Below are 21656 nucleotides of genomic sequence, written 5' to 3'. Positions count from 1 at the left end.
GTCCCGGTGGGATCAATCGACGGCGGACGTCTCAATCTTGTCCAGCTGGGCGGTTCGGCCTGCGACACGACGCAGGTCCTGGCGCTGGGCGACTTCCTGCACCTCACGGCGCATGACGAGGTCGGCCAGGCTTATACCGCTGAGGAATTCATGGATCTGCTGGCTGAGGTCGCACCACAGGTGGTGGGTCAGGCAGGTATCACCGGCATGGCAGTCCCCGAGGCCCTGACAACGGGTGGCATCGACCGATTCGTTGACCGCATCGATGACCTGGGCCACCTGGATGGTTTCCATGCCCCGCGACAGCTGGTAGCCACCGCCTGGACCACGCACGCTGGAGACCAGGCTGCTGCGGCGCAGCTTGGCGAACAGCTGTTCCAGATAAGAGAGGGAAATGCCCTGGCGCTCGGAAATGTCGGCCAAAGACACCGGCCCATGCTGCGCGTGCAACGCCAGGTCGAGCATGGCGGTCACGGCGTATCGGCCTTTGGTAGTCAGTCGCATGGCTATTGGGTACCACGGGAGTTACAGGATGTGAGCGAGTATGCGATTCCCGAGCATTTAAGTCAACTATTAGACCTAGTGCTTTAGTCGGGTTTGCATCGGGGAGGCGGGCGCGATTGTAGCAGACAGGGGGCGTGAGCACACGCCCCGTATGTCACCATGATTTCAGCGCGGCGCAATCAATGTGACTGAGTGTCGCGCTGAGCCACCTGGGCAACTTCCTTGAAGTCATCTTCCGGCAGGGCTGGCAGTTCCTTGGCGCAGTAATCACTGCCCATCTTGGTCAGGGCGCCGCACATGCCCTCCAGCCGTTCGTCGACTGCCTGCAGGTGGTCGAGCATCTGGCCGATGGCACGGGCCACCGGGTCGGGCATGTCGCCACTGACGCCGTAGGCATCGAAGCCAATCTTTTCAGCCATGGCCTTACGCTTGGCCTCGACCTCGTTGTCTTCGCTCTTGACGATGATTCGCCCGGGGATACCAACCGCCGTAGCCCCGGCCGGCACGGCTTTGGTCACCACCGCATTGGAACCGATCTTGGCCCCGGCGCCGACGGTGAACGGGCCCAGCACCTTGGCCCCGGCCCCTACCACCACACCGTTTTCCAGGGTGGGGTGTCGTTTGCCTTTGTTCCAACTGGTGCCGCCCAGGGTCACGCCCTGATAAAGGGTGACATCGTCGCCGATCTCGGCGGTTTCACCGATGACGATACCCATGCCGTGGTCGATGAAGAAGCGCCGTCCGATGGTGGCGCCGGGGTGGATCTCGATGCCGGTCAGCCAGCGGCCGAAGTTCGATACCAGGCGGGCCAGCCACTTGAAATCACGCTTCCACAGGGCATTGCCCAGGCGGTGCAGCCAGATGGCGTGCATGCCTGGGTAGCAGGTCAGCACCTCAAAGGCGTTGCGTGCAGCCGGGTCACGGTGGAATACGCTTTGAATATCTTCACGCAGGCGTTCGAACATCTGTCAGTCCTTCCGTTTATGCGGCTCGCCCCGGACCACTTTCTGGGTCTCGGTCAGGATGCCGCGCAAAATGCTCATTTCCGAACGTTCGACCGCCACCCGCCCATACAGCCGGCGCAGGCGCGGCATCAGGTGCTTGGGCTTTTCGGGGTCGAGAAAGCCGATACCGACCAGGGTCTTCTCCAGGTGGTCGTAGAACAGCTCCATTTCGTCCATCGTCGCCAGCTCGCTGGCGTCAACCTTCTCGACTTTGCCCGGCGCTGCACCGGCGGCAAGCCAGGCCATGCGCACCTCGTAGGAGAGCACCTGGACAGCGGCGGCCAGGTTCAGCGAGCTGAAGTCGGGGTTGGAGGGAATGTGCACGTGGAAGTGACATCGCTGCAGTTCTTCGTTGGTCAGGCCGGCGTGTTCACGCCCGAACACCAGGGCGATTTCCTCGCCACCGTTGGCATGCTCCACCGCCTTGGCCCCACACTCGCGCGGGCCGATCAGCGGCCAGGGGATGCTCCGCTCGCGGGCGCTGGTGCCCATTACCAGGTTGCAGCCGACCAACGCCTGCTCGAGGCTGTCGACCACTTGGGCATTGTCCAGCACATCGTCGGCACCCGAGGCTCGGGCACTGGCATCCACGGCGGGGAACTCTTTCGGCTGTACCAGCACCAGACGCGACAAGCCCATGTTTTTCATGGCACGCGCAGCGCCGCCGATGTTGCCGGGGTGGCTGGTATTGACCAGAACAACACGAATATTTTGCAGCAAGGTGTTGTGCTCACAGATGCAGGAATCAGGGCCTTCGATCTTACAGAACCGACAGACGTAACGCCATGAAAGCAAATGTGACACTTCTGCCGCCAAAGTTTTCTGCTAGAATGATCGGCTTTCTTCTTTAACATCTCCAGGTGACCCGCCCATGCAGCCTATGCTGAATATCGCCCTGCGCGCCGCTCGCAGCGCCAGTGAACTGATTTTCCGCTCCATCGAACGCCTGGATAGCATCAAGGTCGATGAGAAAGAGGCCAAGGACTACGTCTCCGAAGTCGATCGCGCCGCCGAGCAGAGCATCGTCAACGCCCTGCGCAAGGCCTACCCGAACCACTCCATCCAGGGCGAGGAAACCGGCCTGCACGCGGGTAGCGGCGAAGAAGGCAAGGATTACCTGTGGATCATCGACCCGCTGGACGGCACCACCAACTTCCTGCGTGGCATCCCGCACTTCGCGGTCAGCATCGCCTGCAAGTACCGTGGCCGCCTTGAGCACGCCGTGATCGTCGACCCGGTTCGCCAGGAAGAATTCACTGCCAGCCGCGGCCGTGGCGCCCAGCTCAATGGTCGCCGCCTGCGTGTCAGCTCGCGCACCAGCCTGGAAGGCGCGCTGCTGGGTACCGGCTTCCCGTTCCGTGACAGCCAGATGGCCGACCTGGACAACTACCTGGGCATGTTCCGCGCCCTGACTGGCCAGACCGCCGGTATCCGCCGCGCCGGCTCCGCCAGCCTGGACCTGGCCTACGTGGCCGCCGGCCGTTTCGACGCTTTCTGGGAGTCGGGCCTGTCCGAATGGGACATGGCGGCCGGCGTGCTGCTGATCCAGGAAGCGGGCGGCCTGGTGAGCGACTTCAACGGCGGCCATGACTTCCTCGAGAAGGGCCATATCGTTGCGGGCAACATCAAGTGCTTCAAGGCCGTGCTGACCGCTATCCAGCCGCACCTGCCAGAGAACATGAAGCGCTAAGCGCGGATTGCTGGCAAAAAAAAGCACCCCGCGGGGTGCTTTTTTATGCCTGTAACCATATCCCAAGACTTTCGCGACACAAGGCCGCTCCTACAAAGAGCAGACCGCGCCGGGCCTTACTGCCCAGCTTCGCTCAGGATCAGCTTGCCATTCTTGTCGAGCGGAATGGTCGACCCGGGCTCGTGATCCATCTTCACCTGCCCCACCTTGTCGCCAATGGTGTACTTCACGTTGTAGCCCACCACCTTCTCACTGATATCGTTGACCGTATTGCAGCGGGTTTGCGTGGTGGTGTAGGTGTCACGCTCCTGCATGCCCTCCTGCACCTTGTTACCGGCATAACCACCACCGACCGCACCGGCAACGGTGGCGATCTTCTTGCCGCTACCACCACCGATCTGGTTACCCAGCAGGCCACCGGCAATGGCGCCCACCACGGTACCGGCGATCTGGTGCTGGTCCTTGACCGGCGCCTGACGCGTCACGGCGACGTCCTTGCAGACCTCACGGGGGGTTTTTACCTGTTGTTTGATCGGTTGCACGTCGGTGACCTGTGCATATTCAGGCCCCTTGTTGACCAAGCTGTAGGTCGCGACAGCACCTCCGGCAGTCACACCGACAGCACCCAGTACCGCACCCACAAGCATTGATTTGTTCACACGAACCTCCTGATCATCACCCGCGGGTCCGACCCGCCTTCTCCCAGCCTTGGAGTAAAAAAAAAGGCGCGAGTTCAACACTCGCGCCTTTTTGGCCGCCAAACGGCGTGGAGCACGCCTTATGGACGGTCGTCCACACCATCGGTCTTGGCTGGCGGGATCAGGTCTTCACTGCTCAGGTTCAGCCAGATCAGTACCACGTTGGCGATATAGATCGACGAATAGGTACCGGCCATGACGCCGATGAACAGTGCCAGCGAGAAGCCGAACAGGTTGTCGCCACCGAAGAACAGCAGCGCGGCAATGGCCAGCAAGGTCGAAACCGAGGTGGCGATGGTCCGCAGCAGGGTCTGGGTGGTGGAAACGTTGATGTTCTCGATCAGCGAGGCCTTGCGCATGACGCGGAAGTTCTCGCGCACCCGGTCGAACACGACGATGGTGTCGTTCAGCGAGTAGCCGATGATCGCCAGCACCGCTGCCAGCACCGTCAGGTCGAAGGTGATCTGGAAGAACGACAGGATACCCAGGGTCACCACCACGTCGTGGATCAGCGAGACGATCGCGCCCACGGCGAACTTCCACTGGAAGCGGAAGGCCAGGTAGATGAGGATGCCGCCCAGGGCCAGAAGCATGCCCATGCCACCCTGGTCGCGCAGCTCTTCACCCACCTGCGGGCCTACGAACTCGACACGCTTGACCTTGGCCGGGTTGTCGCCGCCAGCCTTCTGCAGGGCTTCAGCTACCTTGTTGCCCAGCTGCGGGTCATCACCCGGCATGCGCACCAGCAGGTCGGTGGTGGCACCGAAGCTCTGCACTACCGCCTCGTGGAAGCCGGAATTGACCAGCTCGGCACGCACCGCCTTGAGGTCGGCCGGGCGCTCGTAGGTCAGCTCGATCAGCGTACCGCCGGTGAAGTCCAGGCCGAAGTTCAGGCCCTTCTGCCACCAGCTGAACAGTGCCAGCACGGTGAGGAGCACGGTAACGGCGAACGCGACATTGCGCACGCCCATGAAGTTGATGGTTTTCATCGCAGCTCCCTCAAACCCACAGCTTCTTGATGTCACGCCCGCCGCAGGTCAGGTTGACCATTGCACGGGTCACCATGACGGCGGTGAACATCGAGGTGAAAATCCCGAGGGACATGGTGACCGCAAAGCCCTTGACCGGGCCGGTACCCATGGCGAACAGGATGCCGCCGACCAGCAGGCTGGTCAGGTTGGCGTCGATGATCGCGGTGTAGGCGCGGTTGAAGCCTTCATGAATGGCGCGTTGCACCGACATGCCGGCGTTCAGCTCTTCGCGGATACGCGAGAAGATCAGCACGTTGGCGTCCACCGCCATACCCATGGTCAACACGATACCGGCAATACCCGGCAGGGTCAGGGTAGCGCCCAACAGCGACATCAGCGCCAGCAGCAGGACCATGTTGCCTGCCAGGGCGATGGTGGCGATCACACCGAAGGCGCGGTAGATGGCGATGATGAACAGCGAGACGAACAGCATGCCCCACAGCGACGCATCGATACCCTTGGTGATGTTGTCGGCACCCAGGCTTGGGCCGATGGTACGCTCTTCTGCAAAGTACATCGGCGCAGCCAGGCCACCGGCACGCAGCAGCAGGGCCAGTTCGGACGATTCGCCCTGGCCGTTCAGGCCGGTGATGCGGAACTGGCTGCCCAGCGGCGACTGGATGGTCGCCAGGCTGATGATCTTCTTCTCTTCCTGGAAGCTCTGTACGGCAACGTCCTTCTCGACGCCGTCGACGGTCTGCTTGACGTAGCGGGTGACCGGCTTCTGCTCGATGAAGATCACCGCCATGCTGCGGCCGACGTTGCTGCGGGTAGCGCGGGTCATCAGCTCGCCACCGTGGCCATCCAGGCGGATGTTCACCTGCGGGCGACCTTGTTCGTCGAAGCTGGCCTGGGCGTCGGTTACCTGGTCACCAGTGATGATCAGGCCGCGCTCGACCGCGGCGGAGCGGCCGCCTTCACGGAACTCGAACACCTCGGTAGTGGCCTTGGACGCGCCCGGCTCGGCGCCGAAGCGGAACTCCAGGTTGGCGGTTTTACCCAGGATACGCTTGGCTTCGGCAGTGTCCTGCACGCCTGGCAGCTCGACCACGATGCGGTTGGCGCCCTGGCGCTGTACCAGCGGCTCGGCCACACCCAGCTCGTTGACCCGGTTGCGGACGGTGGTGAGGTTCTGCTTGATCGAGTATTCGCGGATCTCGGCGACTTTCGCCTGGGTCAGCGCCAGACGCAGCACGGCGAGCTCGTTGCGCTCGGTGGTGGTCAGGTCGAAATCATTGAAATTCTTGCGGATCAGGACACGAGCCTGTTCGCGGGTAGCATCGTCAGCGAAGCCCAGCATGATGCCGCCATCCTGCTGAGGCAGGCTGCGGTAGCGGACGCGCTCTTTGCGCAGCAAGGTCTTGACCTCGCCTTCGTAGACTTTCATGCGGGCGTTCATGGCCTTGTCCATGTCCACTTCCAGCAGGAAGTGCACACCACCGGACAGGTCCAGGCCCAGTTTCATCGGGCTTGCGCCCAGGTTGCGCAGCCATTGCGGGGTAGTCTGGGCCAAGTTCAGGGCCACGACGTAATCATCGCCCAGTGCCTTGCGCACTACATCCTTGGCTGGTAGCTGGTCTTCCTGATTGGTCAGGCGGATCAGCCCGCTGCCCTTCTCACCCAGGCTCACGCCCTTGACGGCGATCTTGGCATCGCCCAGCGCCTTGCTGACGCGGTCGAGGTCGGCCTGGTTCACCTGCAGCGCCGAACTGGCACCACTGATCTGTACCGCCGGATCATCCGGGTAGAGGTTGGGAGCGGAATAAATAAAACCGATCGCCAGTACCAGCACGATCAGTGCGTATTTCCACAGAGGGTATTTGTTCAGCATCACGCCGCCCGTTCAAGACGCGGGGCGCTTTGCGCGCCCCGACTGGAAAAATGAAACCGGTAACTCAGATAGCCTTGAGCGTACCTTTTGGCAGGGTGGCCGCGATGGCACCCTTCTGGAACTTCAGCTCGACGTTGTCGGAAACTTCCAGGACCACGAAATCATCGGAAACCTTGACGATCTTGCCAGCGATGCCGCCGTTGGTGACAACTTCGTCACCCTTCTGCAAGTTGCTCAGCAGGTTCTTCTGCTCTTTTGCACGCTTGGCCTGCGGGCGCCAGATCATCAGGTAGAAGATGACCAGGAAACCGACCAGGAAAATCCACTCGAAGCCGGTACCGGCTGGGCCGGCGGCAGGTGCAGCGGCGTCCGCGTAAGCGGCGGGGATCAAGAAGCTCATTGGGCACTCCTAATGTAATTTTCTAATAATGGATGCAGACAGTCAGTCCAAAGGCGGCACAGGAAGCCCGCGCTTGGCGTAGAAGGCGTCGACAAAGGCGGCCAATTTACCTTGTTGAATAGCCTCGCGTAAACCGGCCATCAAGCGCTGGTAATGGCGCAAGTTGTGGATGGTATTCAGCATGCTGCTCAGCATTTCGCCGCACTTGTCCAGGTGATGGAGATAGGCGCGGGAGAAGTTGGTGCAGGTGTAGCAGTCACAGGTCGGATCCAGCGGCGAATCATCGTGGCGATGGAACGCATTGCGAATCTTGATCACCCCTGTATCGACGAACAGATGACCGTTGCGCGCGTTACGCGTCGGCATCACGCAGTCGAACATGTCGACGCCGCGGCGCACACCCTCAACGAGATCTTCCGGTTTGCCTACCCCCATAAGGTAACGAGGTTTGTCAGCAGGCATCTGGCCCGGCAGGTAATCCAGCACCTTGATCATTTCGTGCTTGGGCTCGCCCACCGACAGACCGCCAATGGCCAGGCCGTCGAAGCCGATGTTTTCCAGGCCTTCCAGCGAGCGCATGCGCAGGTCCTGGTACATGCCACCCTGGACGATACCGAACAGCGCCGCGGTGTTGTCGGCGTGGGCGTTCTTCGAGCGCTGGGCCCAGCGCAGCGACAGCTCCATGGACGCGCGCGCCACATCGTGCTCGGCCGGGTACGGGGTGCACTCGTCGAAGATCATCACCACGTCCGAGCCCAGGTCACGCTGCACCTGCATCGACTCTTCCGGGCCCATGAACACCTTGGCGCCATCGACCGGCGAGGCGAAGGTCACGCCCTCTTCCTTGATCTTGCGCATGGCGCCCAGGCTGAACACCTGGAAGCCACCGGAGTCGGTTAGGATCGGGCCTTTCCACTGCATGAAGTCGTGCAGGCCGTTGTGCTTCTTGATCACCTCGGTGCCCGGGCGCAGCCACAGGTGGAAGGTGTTGCCCAGGATCATCTCGGCGCCGATGGCCTCGATGTCGCGCGGCAGCATGCCCTTGACCGTGCCATAGGTACCCACCGGCATGAACGCCGGCGTTTCCACGGTGCCACGTGGGAAGGTGATGCGGCCACGACGGGCCTTGCCGTCGGTGGCCAGCAGTTCGAAGGACATTCGACAGGTGCGACTCATGCTTGATCCTCGGGCCCGCGTGGCGCCGGATTGCGGGTGATGAACATGGCATCACCGTAACTGAAGAAGCGGTACCCCTGCTCGACCGCTGCCGCGTAGGCGGCCATGGTCTCGGGGTAGCCGGCGAAGGCCGAGACCAGCATCAGCAGCGTGGACTCCGGCAGGTGGAAGTTGGTGACCAGGGCGTCGACCACATGGAACGGCCGGCCCGGGTAGATGAAGATGTCGGTATCGCCACTGAAGGCCTTGAGCACGCCATCGCGCGCTGCGCTCTCCAGCGAACGCACGCTGGTGGTGCCGACTGCGATTACCCGGCCACCACGGGCGCGGCAAGCCTCGATGGCATCGACCACCTCCTGGCTCACTTCAAGCCACTCTTTATGCATGTGGTGGTCTTCGATCTTGTCGACCCGCACCGGCTGGAAGGTGCCCGCGCCCACGTGCAAGGTGACGAAGGCACGCTCTACACCCTTGGCGGCAATCTTCTCCAGCAACGCCTCATCGAAGTGCAAGCCTGCGGTCGGTGCGGCGACTGCACCGGCTCGTTCGGCGTACACAGTCTGGTAGCGCTCACGGTCGGCCCCCTCGTCGGGGCGGTCGATGTACGGCGGCAGCGGCATGTGGCCGACACGGTCGAGCAGCGGCAGCACCTCTTCGGTGAAGCGCAGCTCGAACAGCGTGTCATGGCGTGCGACCATTTCGGCCTCGCCGCCGCCATCGATGAGGATGACCGCGCCTACCTTGGGCGCCTTGCTGGCGCGCACATGGGCCAGCACCCGATGGCTGTCCAGCACGCGCTCGACCAGCACTTCCAGCTTGCCGCCGGAAGCTTTCTGGCCGAACAACCGCGCCGGGATCACCCGGGTGTTGTTGAACACCATCAGGTCGCCGGGGCGCAGGTACTCGAGCAGATCGGGGAATTGCCGGTGCGCCAGCGCGCCGGTTGGCCCATCGAGCACCAGCAGACGGCTGCCATGGCGCTCGGCCAACGGGTGGCGGGCGATCAGGGAATCGGGGAGTTCGAAGGAAAAATCGGCGACGCGCATGATGATGTTCGGTTCGGCAGGGCCGGGAAGTTTAGCCCAATGTGTGAAAATTGACCATGAAAGCCGATTGACCGACCAGCGGTGGCTCTCTATACTGCGCGCCACAAGCCCTGATGGCGGAATTGGTAGACGCGGCGGATTCAAAATCCGTTTTCGAAAGGAGTGGGAGTTCGAGTCTCCCTCGGGGCACCAAGATCCGGAAAAAACCGACCTTATGGTCGGTTTTTTTTTGCCCGTCCGGTCAACGCCAGCGATCCAGCTGCCCCTGGGCACGGCTGCTGAAAATCGTCAGCAGCTCGCTCAATGTATGCGGTGACGGTTCGGCAGTGCGGGTCACCGCATACAAGGTAATCGGCAGCGCCGGGGCCAGCGGCCTGATCGCGGTCGCCCCAGGCGCCGCGCCAAGTGCGGTGAAGGGATCGATCACCGCCAGCCCAGCACCGGATTCGACCATCGCCCTGGCCAGTGAATAGGTTTGCACCGCAATGCTCACCCGTGGCGGCGGCTCCACCGCCTTGAGGTAGCTTTCGAGGCGCACCGACAGCGGGTCGGCGCTGGACAGTCCGATCATGGGCGCACCGGCCAGTGCCGCCAACGGCAGCGGCTTGCCTTCATCTTCCAGCGGCCAATAACCTGCCGGTGCCAATGCCACCAAAACCCCGCTGGCCAGCGCCTGAGCCTTGAGCGCAGGGTGATCTGGCTGTTGCAAGGTCAGGGCGACATCGATTTCCCGCATCAAGAGGTTCTGCACCAGTTCGCGACTGTGGGCGCTGGACAACTCGCAGGCGATATCCGGATAACGCTGGGTCCATTCATGAATGGCCGGCGGCAGCAGCGACAGGGCCAATGCCGGGGTCGCACCGATCCGCAGGCTGTGGCCTGGCGCGCGACGCAGGCTTTGCGCCAGGCGTCGCACCCCTTGCAGACTCTCCGTTACCTTGTCGACCTCACGCTCCAGCTCCAGCGCTTCGGGCGTGGGCTGCAGCTTGCCGCGCACCCGCAGGAACAACGGGAAGCCCAGTTGCTGCTCGGCGTGCTGCAGAACCTTGGTCACGGCAGGTTGGGAAACGTGCAGCAACTGTGCGGCACCGCTGACCGAGCCGGTCTGGCGGATGGCCTGGAAAATCTCGATATGGCGAAGGCGCATGGCAAGTCCATAACCTTTGTTTATGGCTCAGCGATCTTTATTCATTTTTCGCCACCTGTCACCTGGCCCTAACCTCAGCCTCGTTCCAACCACGACCAAGGACTGACATGGCTCAGCATGTATGCATCATCGGCGGTGGCGTCATTGGCCTGTCAACCGCTTACGCACTGGTACGCGACGGCTTTGACGTGACGCTGATCGAGGCTCGCGATTCGTTGGGCAGTGAAACCAGCTTCGCCAACGGCGGCCAGCTGTCCTATCGGTACGTGGCGCCCCTGGCCGACGCAGGTGTGCCATTGCAGGCCCTTGGCTGGATGCTGCGCGGTGAATCGCCGCTGCGATTGCGCCCGCGCTTCGATCGTGCCCAATGGCGCTGGATGGCAGCATTCCTTGGTGCTTGCCGCTCCTCGGTCAACCGCGCCAACGCAGGCCACCTGTTGCGCCTCGCGCTGTTGAGCCAATCGACCTTGCAAACCTGGCGAGAAGAGGATGGCCTGGACGGTTTCAACTGGCGGCGCAACGGCAAGCTGGTCACCTTCCGCCAGGCCAGCAGCTTCGAACATGCGCGCAAGAACCTTGCCGCGCCCCAGCAACAACAGGTGCTGTCGCACGCCGACTGCACCCGTCTGGACCCGGCACTGGCAGAGGCGCCCTTTGTCGGCGCCATCTATACCCCGGATGAAGAAGTCGGCGATTGCCACAGCTTTTGCCAGCAACTGGCGGCGCGCCTGCAGGCGTCGGGACGCTGCAAGTTCCGCCTGGGCCAGGCGGTGTCCGCAATTCGCCATGCGCATGGCGTGGTGAATGCGATTGAACTGGACGACGAAGTGCTGCCGGTGGAGCACCTGGTGGTTGCGGCCGGCCATCGCAGTGCGTTGCTGGCACTGCCGGGCATCGACCTGCCGCTGTATCCACTCAAGGGCTATAGCCTGACATTACCGATCGGCGCACAGCACAAGGCGCCGGACCTGAGCATCACCGACTACGATCGCAAGATCGTCTACGCCCGGATTGGCGAACAGCTGCGGGTGGCGGCGATGGTCGACATTGTCGGTTTCGATCCGTCGCTGGACCCCAAGCGCCTGGCCCTGCTAAAACGCCAGGCCCGCGAAACCTTCGCCAATGCTGGTGACTACGACTACGCCATCGAATGGGCCGGCATGCGGCCGGCGACCCCCAGCGGCGTACCACTGCTGGGCGCAACGGCGTATAGCAATCTGTGGCTGAACCTCGGCCATGGTGCGCTGGGCTTCACCCTGGCCTGCGCCAGTGCACGATTGCTCAGTGAACTGATCGGCCAGCGCCGCCCCTCCATCGACCTGCAGGGTTTTACGCCCCGCGCAGCTTGAACGCTAACTCCTTAGAAGGACCACCCGATGACCATTAACCGTATCCAGCCCAATCCACGCTTGTCCGGCGCCGTGACCTTCGGCGACCTGGTGTTTCTCTCTGGCCAGGTGCCGGACGACGCCACCGATGCCGGCGGCCAGACTCGCCAAGTGCTGGAAAAGATCGACGCATTATTGGCCGAGGCGGGCAGCGACAAGGATCACTTGCTCAGCGCGACCATCTACCTGAAGGACATCGGTAAAGATTTCGCTGCGATGAATGAAGTGTGGTACGCCTGGTTGTCGCCCGGCCAGGCACCAAGTCGCACCACCTTGCAGGCCGAACTGGCGCGTCCGCAGGTGTTGGTGGAAATAACCGTTATTGCAGCACGTCGCTAACCCCTCACCTACAACGGAGAATAACAATGCGAAAAATCACGTTGATCGGCTGCACCCTTGGCCTGTTGCTAGGCACCCAGGCCCATGCTGACGAAGCAGCGCTGGGGCCTACCCTGAGCAAGATTGCCAGAGCCAACAGCATTACCCTGGGCTATCGCGATGCTTCGGTGCCGTTCTCCTACGTGGGAGATCATTCGGGACAACCCATGGGCTACTCAGTAGACCTGGCGAAAAAGATCGTCGAGCGGGTACAGCAAAAGCTGGCATTGCCCCAGCTCAAGGTGAAGTACAACCTGGTGACATCGCAAACCCGCATTCCGCTGGTACAGAACGGTACCGTTGACCTGGAGTGCGGCTCGACCGGCGTCACCGCAGAGCGCCAGAAGCAGGTGGCGTTTTCCTACGGGTTCATCTATGTCAAAGGTCAATTACTGACAGCCAAAGACAGCGGAATCAAGAGTTTCACCGACCTGCGCGGCAAGAATGTGGTAACCACTGCAGGCACCACGAACGAACGCTATCTGAAAAGCTACAACGTCGATAACAAGATGGACATGTACGTGATCAGTGCCAAGGACCATGGTGAAGCCTTCCAGATGTTGCAGTCCGGCCGGGCGGCGGCGTTCTACATGGACGATGCGCTGCTCTACGGCGAACGCGCCAAGGCTCGCGATCCGCACAACTGGGTGGTGGTCGGGGAAGAGCAGTCGCGGGAAATCTACAGCTGCATGGTGCGCAAGGATGACCCGCAGTTCCTCGCGCTGGTGAACGCGTCGCTGGGCGAACTGTACAGCTCAGGGGAAATCAACGGGATCTACCAGCGCTGGTTCGAACAGCCGATTCCGCCTAAAGGCCTGAACCTGGAGTTCCCGATGACCAGCGAACTCAAGGCCATCTTTGCCAAACCGGTGAGTGATCCGGTGCAGTAGCTTCTGCTCCCCGCTCATACCCATGAAGATTACGGGCCGGCAGTGACCTGCGAGCGCGTTACTGCCAAAAGTCGCTACTGCGTGAGCGTTACCACCACAGTAGCGACCAACCCCTCACTGGTTAGTCGGAAGTTTTATCCGTCACCAAGGTTTGAGGATTGCTACTCCCCCATACGGTAGCAAGGTCCACCAGCAAAGTTCCGCTGAGTTCTTCAAGTTCACTCTGGGTAATTTCGCTGTCTCCTTGTTTACCAAAGAGCACCACTTGATCGCCAGCGCGCATAGCAGGGATATCTGTCTCGTCCACCATGACTGTATTCATGGATACTTTCCCTACCACTGGAGCACGCTGCCCATCGCTTCTGTCAATGCCGGCAGCCATTATCAGCCAAGCCGTTTGTTCATTGAAAGCGCTGAGCCCTTGCCGAACATCATCCTTATCCTGCACTGCGAAATGCGTCATGATGCCGACCAGCTCAAGAGGCGCCAAACGCGTGATTGCCAAGGCTTCTTGCCGACCTTGCTCAGTGCCCATTTCAAGGCCATTACGGCTCATGCCACCTGCGCTCAAGGCCAGGTGGACCTTCAGTCGCTGCCCATGTTTTTCAGCAACAGCGGCCATTTGTCGAGCATCGTCAAACTGCCCTGGAGCATACGAACATTGTTTCAAATACCGCCTGGTTAACTTCAACCCATCCGTTAGTGGTTGTCACGGCCCGTTCAGACCGCGCATTATCCAAAGAAAGCACCGGTGCAGCCTGAACATACCCTTGCCCTATAATCATCGCTAAGGAAAGAGCAATAACAGTCCGTGTTAAAGTCATACAATACAAGTCCTGGCACACTATACAGCTGATGAGGGCGGCGAAGCTTACAGTCATGTATTTCCTGCGCAAGCTACTAACCAAGCAAGAAAATGGCTTGACTTGACGTGCAGCAAGAAGCACTACTGAAAACGACAAAATAAAACTAAGCACAAGGCAAAAGCGTTATTGAAACGCCCCCAACTTGCAATGCTGCCAGGGTGATACCCAGGGATATGTCAAACCGTCACATGGATCACGCAACCGCTTTGTCTGCCAGCGCCCAGCCCTCAGGCCGTAGCGTGTGCCAGTCACTGACCTGTTGATAAGCATGGCCAATGCGCAGAATCAGCGGTTCGGCGAATGCCCGCCCCACAATCTGCATCGAGACCGGCATGCCTTTCTCATCGAACCCGATGGGCACCGCCACCGAACACAGGTTCAGCAAGTTGGCGAACCGTCCCAACAAGGCCAGCGGTGTGCCATATTCATCGACCTCATCCAGCGGCACACTGCCAATAGCGTTGGTCGGGAAAACGCAGGCGTCTATGTTGGTCATGGCCTCCTGCATGGCATGCCGAGCGGCACGGCGCTGATTATGCAACTGGATGTACGACGCTGCGTCGATGTCGCGACCACTGAGTATGCGACGTTGAACATGGGGATCGAAACGCAGATCGTCGCGCTCGAACAAGCTACCCAGGCTGGCATAACCTTCGGCGCTCATCAGTCCACCAGCGATGCGCATGCACTGTTCCAACGTGGTGGGTAGGGGTTGCTCTATCAGTTGCACGCCCAACGCGGCCAGCTGCTCGAGCCCCAAATCGTAAGCCTTCAGCACCCCAGGCGCGACATGCGCTCGTTCGGCCTGTGGCAACACCCAGATGCGCAAACCGGCTACCGGCTTATTGAGACCGTTAGCGGCGCTGAATACAGGCGCCTGGGCCGAAACCGGATCCAGCGGGTCTGGCCCCAGCAATGCATCCAGCATCCACGCCGCATCCTCAACGGTATGAGTGATAGGCCCTACCGAATCCAGCGAAGGACACAGTTCGATCAAGCCATGGCGACTGATAAGCCCACGCGTGGTTTTCAGCCCGACCAGGCCGCACATGCCCGCTGGAATTCGTACCGAACCACCGGTATCGGTGCCCAACGCAGCGCTCGCCAATCCACTGGCCACGGCCACTGCCGAACCGCTGCTTGAGCCCCCCGGAGCGTGATGCACGTTACGGTCCCATGGGTTCCATGGCGTGCCCATCACCGCATTGGTGCCCCAGCCGCCGAAGGCGAATTCGACGGTATGGGTCTTGCCAAGAATTATTGCACCAGCACGTTCCAGGCGTTGCACTGCAGTGGCGGTCACCCTCGAAACACGCGGTTGCTGTGCCACTGACCCGCCCGTGATGGCCTGGCCATCGATCTCGAACAAGTCCTTGATAGCCAGAGGAATGCCATGCAGCGGTCCCAGGTGTATACCGGACGCACGCTGGCGATCAGCGGCGATGGCTGCGCTCAAAGCGCGCGAGGGATAGGTCTCGACATAGGCATTGAGCTGCTCGTCAAAGTGCTCGATGCGCGCCAGTTGCGCACGAACCAGCGCTTCGCTAGTCAGCGATCCCGCCTGCAGTGCCTGCTGCAACTGGGCAATGCTGTGGGAAGTAACTCGATCCATGATGCTCATATGTTCAACCTCGCACGGTTTTGCGCCCGCGTGAAAAGTGCTTTTCAAGCACGCGCGACAGCATTGAAAGAGGGAAGGCGATAACAAAATAGAAGAGTCCTACCAGCAGGAAGACATGCATTGGCAGGAAGGTTTCCGAAGCGATGGCCCGCGCGGCCAGCATCAACTCATCGGTGGCGATCAGAGCGCACAATGAGCTGTCCTTGAGGATCGACACGTAGGCGTTAAGCAGTGGTGGCAGTATGACGCGAATCACTTGCGGCAGGATGACGGTAGTAAACGCTCTGAGCGGCGTCAGTCCGATGGCGATAGCGGCTTCGCGCTGGCCGCGATGCAGCGAATCCAGGCCGCCACGAAGGATTTCCGCAACGTAAGCGGCACCCTGCAACCCCAGACCGATGGCCCCGGCCCAGTAGCCGGACAACGTCAACCCCAGGCTGGGCAATGCGAAATACAGGGCCAGCAGCAACGCCAGAAGAGGCACAGCGCGCATGCTCTGAATAAAGAACGCTGCCAGCCGTTTCAGGATGACACTCGGACTTCTCATCGCCCAGACCAACAACGCCCCCAGCACGACTGCCAGGGCGAACCCCACCAGGGACAATTCGGCAGTGATCCGTGCCCCGAGTAACAGGCGAGCACTCCAGTCGCTCCAGTACTCTGGGTACTGTTGAAAAAAGCTGATCATCGCGCGCTCCCAAAATGACGTTCGAGGCGAATGAATCCCACACCGATCGGTAGAATCATCGCGGCGTAGATGCACATCACAGCCAAATAGATCAGTGAAGTCTGGAAGGTGGATGTCACCAGATTGCGCGCAAGGAACATGATTTCCGGCACGGCGATGGCCGAGGCGATGGACGTGTCCTTGATCAATTGCGTGACGTAGTTGGCGAACGCTGGCAACGTCACGCGCAGGGCCTGGGGCAAGAGAATGCAGCGCAAAATCTGCATCCGGCTCAGCCCCACAGCCAACCCGGCTTCATGCTGACCGACATGCAGCGACTGCAAGCCGCTACGGAAAATATCGGCCAACACCGCGCTGCCCACCAGACTCAATCCAACGATGGCGGCCAGCCACGCGGGCAAGTTGATGCCAAGGTAGGAGAGACCGAAATAGATCAGGAACAAATGAGCCAGCGCAGGAACATTGCGCATCCACTCAATGAAACAGCCGATCACCCCATGCAACACCCGTGATCGACTGAACGTCAGCAACACCGCCAGCACTACCCCTCCGACACTCGCCAGCAGCAAGGTACATAGCGCGATTTCCAGGGCGGTGAGCGCGCCTTTGAACAACAGAGGCAGTAGCCCGACAAAGACCTCGAAGTTCGCCATCAAGCGCCCTCCATGACCATGCGCCCAAGAAAACTGCGGGTGCGCTCATGGCTTGGGTTGTCGATTACATGCGCCGAAGGCCCTTGCTCGATTATGTGTCCGCCATCCATGAAGATCACCCGATCCGCCACATCCCGAGCGAAGCGCACTTCATGGGTCACCATGATCATGGTGCGGCCCTCTTGCGCCAGCTCACGAATCACGGCCAGTACTTCCCCCACCAGTTCGGGGTCCAGTGCCGAGGTCGGCTCGTCGAACAGGATGACCTTCGGTTGTTGGGCCAACGCGCGGGCGATAGCGACTCGCTGTTGTTGTCCACCGGACAACTGCTCGGGGTAGACCTCGGCCTTATGCCGCAGATGGACTTTTTCCAGCATGGCATCGGCCAGCTCATAGGCCAGCTTTCGCGGCATACCCTGTGCCTTGATCGGCCCCAGCGCAACGTTGTCGCGTACGCTCAAATGTGGCCAGAGGTAAAAGAGCTGGAACACCATCGCGATCTCGCGACGCTGCGGAGCCATTTCCCGATCACTCATCAGACGTGTGCGTTTACCGTCCTTGACCTGGCCGATCAACTCATCCCCCAGCCAGATATCACCTCGAGTGGGTTTTTCCAGGTAATTGATGCAACGCAGGCACGTGGACTTTCCCGACCCGCTGGGGCCGATCAACGACAGGGTTTCCCCGGCTTTCAACTCCAGGTTGATCCCTTTGAGTACTTCCAGATCACCATAACTTTTGTGCAGGTCATGCACTCGCAGCAACGCAGGTTCGGACGGGGTCGACATCTTGGTTAACCTCTTTTTTTTATAGACATGGCGATGAACCGGCACCGGCTACCAGGCCGATTGATCCGCTCAAGCGCTTACTTGCAGCCGGGCAGTTTCCAATCCGCCGGACGGTCGACCCCCTGCCTCAGGTCCTTGCCTTCCGGCACATACCAGACATCCTGAGTCAGGCCGTAGCGGGCACCGATCTTGCGCATTTCACAGCTTTTCCAGAGGGTCTGGATCTGTTCGTTCACGGCAGCCACCAGCTGCGGGCTGGCCTCTTTGTTGAAGCCGTAAACCACCTGACCTAGCCCCGTCAGCAGTGGGAAATTCGGATCGTTGTCGGTGAAGGCGTTGAAACGCAGGTGCCACTGCTCGTTGCGAAAAATGGCGTATTGCATGACTGGAGGATCACCGATCACTGCATCGATGCGTCCGGCGAGAAGATCGCGCACCGCAGCATCGGAGGTGTCGTACAACGCAACTTGCAACCCTTCGATCTTGCGCATCTCTGGGATGAACGAGAAACCGGTGATGGTGCCGACCTTCTTGCCCTGCAAATCTTTGAGGCTGCTCCAGTTGGTCTTGTCGGTCTGGGTGATGCCGTTCTTGAAATAGTGAATCGGGTCACTCACGGTCATGATCTTCGCGCGCTGCTCGGTCCAGCCCATGGTGCCGGCCATGACATCCACGCGGTTAGCTTGTACCGAAGCGATGGTGCTGGCCCAGTCCATCAAGGCAGGCTTGACCTTCAAGCCCAGCTTCTCAGATATTTGTTGAAGGATTTCACCGTCATAGCCGACCATCCGGCTGTCTTGATAGCCGGTCCCCGGCATATCGCCAGTGAACGCGATAGTAAGGCTTCCAGGCTCTACCGTTTCCAGTGCGAATGCCGGCACCGAGGCCAGCATGGATACCAGCAAACCCGCGTAGATACCGGCAAAACGTCGAACGTTGGGCTTCTTCATCACGTGCTCCCAGATTGCTTTTTTTATGAACAGCATGGTGTTAGGCAGAAGCTCATCGTATGGTGATGATCGGGATAACTGGTTGGATGCTTTGCAGGAATGATTGAACATTTGCGACATTTCGGAGATGCACTGCCCAACGCCTCCAGCGCAAGCCTCGTGGAAGCGCTTGACAAGGGTCAGGCACGACATCCGCCAAGCCGACGCGGCGCCACCGAGTTGTCTATAGGTATCGTGCTATGGCCGCGCTTCCCCTTGCTGTCACTCTCGGGGCTGACCGATGCGTTGCGACATGCTGCCGATACCGGCGATCAGAGCCGCCCGATACGATGCCAATGGAAAGTCCTCGGTACCCCTGGGCAAAGAGTCATTTCCAGTTGCGGGCTGGATGTACCCATCGACAGTGAACTCACCGACCCTCATCAATTCGATTACATCGTGGTGATTGGTGGGCTACTGGACTACCTGGAGGCAGCGCCGAAGACTTATCCGGCATTCCTGCATCAGGCAGCCGCCGCTGACGTACCTTTGATCGGCCTATGCACAGGCAGCTTCGTGCTCGCGCGACATAACCTGATGGAGGGACGTACTGCCTGTGTGCATGCCTACCATTGCGATGACTGGAAACGTCTGTTCCCACGATTGCGCTTTGTCAGCAACAGTGACTTCCTCATCGACAAGGATCGGATCACCTGCGCAGGTGGTATCTCGGTGATCGAGTTGGCCATCCATCTTATCGGGATGCATTGCGGCCCGGATCGGGCCGGCAAGGTCGTTCACCAGATGACAGTTGCGAAAAGCAGTTCTGGCAGTTTCGTCGATCGGCGCAAGGCACTCGGCTACGCCAGCTCTTCGAACAGGCGCCTGCACGAAGCCGTGATGCTGATGGAAAAGCACATGACCGAGCCTTTGGATATCGACGCGATCGCGAACCTTGTCGGTACCAGTAAACGGCAACTGGAGCGTCTGTTTGTCGCCGAAACCAGTAGTACTCCGGCCCAGTTCTATCGCCAGGTTCGACTCAGGTTTGGCCGCTGGCTGCTCATCAGCTCGGATCGACATATCGGAGAAATCGCTTTCGAATGCGGTTTTGCCGATGCTCCCCATTTCATTCGGCATTTCCAGAACCTGTTCGGCATGTCCCCCGGCAAATTGCGCAAAGAGCTGATGCGAAACGCGACCCCGACCAAGGGGGAAACAGTTTCATGAATAGTGAACATTGACCCATCGCGGGGCAGAATATGACTTCCCCGCCCCTTGTGGGAGCGGGCTTGCCCGAGAAGTGGCCCGACCAGCCAGCACACAAGGACTTGCCATGCACCTGACCCACCGCCCCGTACGGCCCGACGATATCCCTGGAATCTGCAGCTTCCCGCAAAGCCCGGCCGAACTGTTCTACATGTTCCCCAAAGCCAAGTACCCTCTCTCCCCCGCCCAGCTGAACGATGCCATCGCCCAGCGCAGCGGCTCCACGGTGGTGGAGGGCAACGGCACGGTGCTGGCATTCGCCAACTTCTACAAGGCCGAACACGGCGGCGTGTGCGCCCTGGGCAACGTGGTCGTGGCCCACGCCGCACGCGGCCACGGCGTAGCGCGCTACCTGGTAACTACCATGATCGAACTGGCCCGCCAACAGTTCGCAGCCCGGGAGGTCTGGGTGTCGTGCTTCAACCACAACACAGCGGGCCTGCTGCTTTATCCACAGCTGGGCTTCGTGCCGTTCGGCATCGAGGAACGGCAGGCGTGGGATGGCTCGCGGGTGGCGTTAGTGCAGATGAAACAGGTGTTTATCCAACCCGGCTGAGCCAGCGAGGCACTGCATGGGGCTGGACGAGAAGATCCAAAATCCCTTGCAACAATCACACACAGAACCTTCGCCCTACCTCGACGTCGGATCCTGCATCTGCCAATTTTCGAGGTAGCCCGCGTGAAAGACATCATTGTCCGCAAGTACCGCCTGGCGGTGAAGACCATCGGCTATATCGGCTGGTCGCTGTTCTGGCTGCTGATCTGGGATGTGCTGGTCACCATCGATTTCATGCTGTTCTTCAACAGCAAGTTCACCCTGCCGTTGATCCCGCTGACCTTGCTTGGCTCGGCGCTGGTGGTGCTGGTGAGCTTTCGCAACAGCAGCGCCTACAACCGCTGGTGGGAAGCTCGCACATTGTGGGGGGCGTTGGTGAATAGTTCACGCAGTTTCGCGCGGCAGGCGCTGACGCTGATCGATGACCCGGATGATGGCCTGAACCCGATCAAGGCTACCCTGCTGCGCCGGCATATCGCCTATGTGAACTGCCTGGCGGCGCACCTGAAGGGCGAGCGCTGCCCGGATGAACTGATGGCATTCATTCCGCCAGCGGAATTCGAGCGGCGCAACCGCTCGAACAATTTCGCCAACGACATTTTGAGTGGTTCGGCGGCGTTGCTGGCGCGGGAGTACCAGGCCGGGCGGCTGGACAGCATTCGCCTGGCAAGGCTGGAATCGACGCTGGTGGACCTGTCCAATGCCCAAGGTGGCATGGAACGGATCGCCAATACGCCACTGCCCTACCCTTACGTGTATTTTCCGCGGCTGTTCATCACCCTGTTCTGCCTGATCGTACCGGTGGGGCTGGTGGAGTCGCTGGGCTGGTTCACGCCGCTGGCTTCGACGGTGGTGGGCTTCATGCTGCTGGCCATCGAGCGGATCGGGACGGATTTGCAGAGCCCGTTCAGGTTCAGTGAGCATCAGATCCAGATGGACAGCATTTGCGAGACGATCGAGCGGAATCTGGAGTCGATGCAGCGGGAGGCGCAGTGTGCCGGAGTTGTGGGTGCCTGAGGGATTTTGGGGCTGCGTTGCAGCCCATCGCGACACAAGGCCGCTCCTACAAGGGGCCGCGCAAGCATCAAAGGCGGCACTTTGCC

General features: G+C 60.5%; 22 protein-coding genes, 1 tRNA gene and 1 pseudogene. 8 read left to right on the top strand and 16 right to left on the bottom strand.

All coding sequences use genetic code 11. The annotated features are described in order from the left end of the window. Positions 1-12 precede the first annotated feature (12 nt). The 3 genes from iscR to trmJ form a co-directional block, all read right to left on the bottom strand. Positions 13-504, bottom strand: a complete 492-nt coding sequence (iscR, locus tag ACLCGK_RS21950) for a Fe-S cluster assembly transcriptional regulator IscR (RefSeq protein WP_008092572.1) — start codon at positions 502-504, stop codon at positions 13-15. A 179-nt stretch (positions 505-683) separates the two neighbouring features. Next, positions 684-1469 (bottom strand): serine O-acetyltransferase, encoded by a 786-nt coding sequence (gene cysE, locus ACLCGK_RS21945; RefSeq protein ID WP_013971015.1) that lies wholly within the window; start codon positions 1467-1469, stop codon positions 684-686. A gap of 3 nt (positions 1470-1472) precedes the next feature. Beyond that, positions 1473-2228 carry a tRNA (cytosine(32)/uridine(32)-2'-O)-methyltransferase TrmJ gene (gene trmJ / locus ACLCGK_RS21940; RefSeq protein WP_031325634.1) on the bottom strand — a complete coding sequence of 252 codons (756 nt, stop codon included), beginning with the start codon at positions 2226-2228 and terminating at the stop codon, positions 1473-1475. Between the two features lie 151 nt (positions 2229-2379). Here trmJ and suhB point away from each other — a divergent pair, with 151 nt between their 5' ends. Continuing rightward, entirely contained in the window at positions 2380-3198 is an 819-nt protein-coding gene (gene suhB / locus ACLCGK_RS21935) for an inositol-phosphate phosphatase (protein ID WP_003257850.1), read from the top strand. Between the two features lie 116 nt (positions 3199-3314). Here the strand turns inward: suhB and ACLCGK_RS21930 are convergent, their stop codons facing one another. The 6 genes from ACLCGK_RS21930 to queA form a co-directional block, all read right to left on the bottom strand. After that, positions 3315-3857: a glycine zipper 2TM domain-containing protein gene (locus tag ACLCGK_RS21930; RefSeq protein WP_013971012.1), complete on the bottom strand. Its 543-nt coding sequence runs from the start codon at positions 3855-3857 to the stop codon at positions 3315-3317. Positions 3858-3976: 119 nt separating this feature from the next. Next, positions 3977-4885 (bottom strand): protein translocase subunit SecF, encoded by a 909-nt coding sequence (secF, locus tag ACLCGK_RS21925; RefSeq protein ID WP_013971011.1) that lies wholly within the window; start codon positions 4883-4885, stop codon positions 3977-3979. Positions 4886-4895: 10 nt separating this feature from the next. Beyond that, entirely contained in the window at positions 4896-6758 is a 1863-nt protein-coding gene (gene secD, locus ACLCGK_RS21920) for a protein translocase subunit SecD (protein ID WP_015269010.1), read from the bottom strand. 64 nt (positions 6759-6822) lie between these two features. Beyond that, the gene (gene yajC / locus ACLCGK_RS21915) at positions 6823-7158 is read right to left on the bottom strand and encodes a preprotein translocase subunit YajC (protein ID WP_003259111.1); all 336 of its coding nucleotides are present in this window, start codon (positions 7156-7158) and stop codon (positions 6823-6825) included. A gap of 42 nt (positions 7159-7200) precedes the next feature. Beyond that, positions 7201-8316, bottom strand: coding sequence for a tRNA guanosine(34) transglycosylase Tgt (gene tgt / locus ACLCGK_RS21910; protein ID WP_013971009.1), 1116 nt, complete (start codon positions 8314-8316; stop codon positions 7201-7203). Positions 8317-8330: 14 nt separating this feature from the next. Next, complete coding sequence (gene queA / locus ACLCGK_RS21905) at positions 8331-9380, bottom strand: tRNA preQ1(34) S-adenosylmethionine ribosyltransferase-isomerase QueA (RefSeq protein ID WP_013971008.1); 1050 nt, start codon at positions 9378-9380, stop codon at positions 8331-8333. Between the two features lie 107 nt (positions 9381-9487). Here queA and ACLCGK_RS21900 point away from each other — a divergent pair. Beyond that, a tRNA-Leu gene (locus ACLCGK_RS21900) sits at positions 9488-9572 on the top strand. 49 nt (positions 9573-9621) lie between these two features. Here ACLCGK_RS21900 and ACLCGK_RS21895 read toward each other — a convergent pair. Then, positions 9622-10527 (bottom strand): LysR family transcriptional regulator, encoded by a 906-nt coding sequence (locus ACLCGK_RS21895; protein ID WP_013971007.1) that lies wholly within the window; start codon positions 10525-10527, stop codon positions 9622-9624. A gap of 107 nt (positions 10528-10634) precedes the next feature. Between ACLCGK_RS21895 and ACLCGK_RS21890 the strand changes: the two genes are divergently transcribed. The 3 genes from ACLCGK_RS21890 to ACLCGK_RS21880 are packed head-to-tail and all read left to right on the top strand — an operon-like array spanning position 10635 to position 13183. Then, on the top strand, positions 10635-11876 hold the full coding sequence (locus tag ACLCGK_RS21890) for a D-amino acid dehydrogenase (protein WP_013971006.1): 1242 nt from the start codon (positions 10635-10637) through the stop codon (positions 11874-11876). Between the two features lie 27 nt (positions 11877-11903). Beyond that, positions 11904-12254, top strand: coding sequence for a RidA family protein (locus ACLCGK_RS21885; protein ID WP_410952902.1), 351 nt, complete (start codon positions 11904-11906; stop codon positions 12252-12254). Between the two features lie 26 nt (positions 12255-12280). Then, on the top strand, positions 12281-13183 hold the full coding sequence (locus ACLCGK_RS21880) for a transporter substrate-binding domain-containing protein (RefSeq protein WP_013971004.1): 903 nt from the start codon (positions 12281-12283) through the stop codon (positions 13181-13183). Between the two features lie 121 nt (positions 13184-13304). Here ACLCGK_RS21880 and ACLCGK_RS21875 read toward each other — a convergent pair. From ACLCGK_RS21875 to ACLCGK_RS21850, 6 genes and pseudogenes are all read right to left on the bottom strand, one after another. Further along, positions 13305-13772: pseudogene (locus ACLCGK_RS21875) on the bottom strand (alanine racemase C-terminal domain-containing protein); the annotation flags it as partial. A gap of 470 nt (positions 13773-14242) precedes the next feature. Further along, entirely contained in the window at positions 14243-15670 is a 1428-nt protein-coding gene (locus tag ACLCGK_RS21870; protein ID WP_123084941.1) for an amidase, read from the bottom strand. Between the two features lie 4 nt (positions 15671-15674). Beyond that, positions 15675-16358 carry an amino acid ABC transporter permease gene (locus ACLCGK_RS21865; protein ID WP_013971002.1) on the bottom strand — a complete coding sequence of 228 codons (684 nt, stop codon included), beginning with the start codon at positions 16356-16358 and terminating at the stop codon, positions 15675-15677. After that, positions 16355-17011, bottom strand: a complete 657-nt coding sequence (locus tag ACLCGK_RS21860; protein WP_013971001.1) for an amino acid ABC transporter permease — start codon at positions 17009-17011, stop codon at positions 16355-16357. Before ACLCGK_RS21860 ends, ACLCGK_RS21865 begins: the two co-directional genes overlap by 4 nt. Next, a complete protein-coding gene (locus ACLCGK_RS21855) occupies positions 17011-17799 on the bottom strand; it encodes an amino acid ABC transporter ATP-binding protein (RefSeq protein ID WP_410952901.1) in 789 nt (262 codons plus the stop codon). The genes ACLCGK_RS21860 and ACLCGK_RS21855 overlap by 1 nt, the downstream gene beginning before the upstream one ends. A 77-nt stretch (positions 17800-17876) precedes the next feature. After that, entirely contained in the window at positions 17877-18860 is a 984-nt protein-coding gene (locus tag ACLCGK_RS21850) for a substrate-binding periplasmic protein (RefSeq protein WP_410952900.1), read from the bottom strand. Between ACLCGK_RS21850 and ACLCGK_RS21845 the strand changes: the two genes are divergently transcribed. The 3 genes from ACLCGK_RS21845 (at position 18849) to ACLCGK_RS21835 (ending at position 21570) form a co-directional block, all read left to right on the top strand. After that, positions 18849-19958 carry a GlxA family transcriptional regulator gene (locus tag ACLCGK_RS21845; protein WP_410952899.1) on the top strand — a complete coding sequence of 370 codons (1110 nt, stop codon included), beginning with the start codon at positions 18849-18851 and terminating at the stop codon, positions 19956-19958. The genes ACLCGK_RS21850 and ACLCGK_RS21845 overlap by 12 nt on opposite strands. 106 nt (positions 19959-20064) lie before the next feature. Further along, a complete protein-coding gene (locus ACLCGK_RS21840; protein WP_023662836.1) occupies positions 20065-20553 on the top strand; it encodes a GNAT family N-acetyltransferase in 489 nt (162 codons plus the stop codon). 123 nt (positions 20554-20676) lie between these two features. Next, complete coding sequence (locus ACLCGK_RS21835) at positions 20677-21570, top strand: bestrophin family protein (RefSeq protein WP_410952898.1); 894 nt, start codon at positions 20677-20679, stop codon at positions 21568-21570. Positions 21571-21656: the final 86 nt, after the last annotated feature.

The organism is Pseudomonas sp. S1(2024) (genome assembly GCF_046557535.1).
This window is presented reverse-complemented; position numbering and strand designations above follow the sequence as displayed.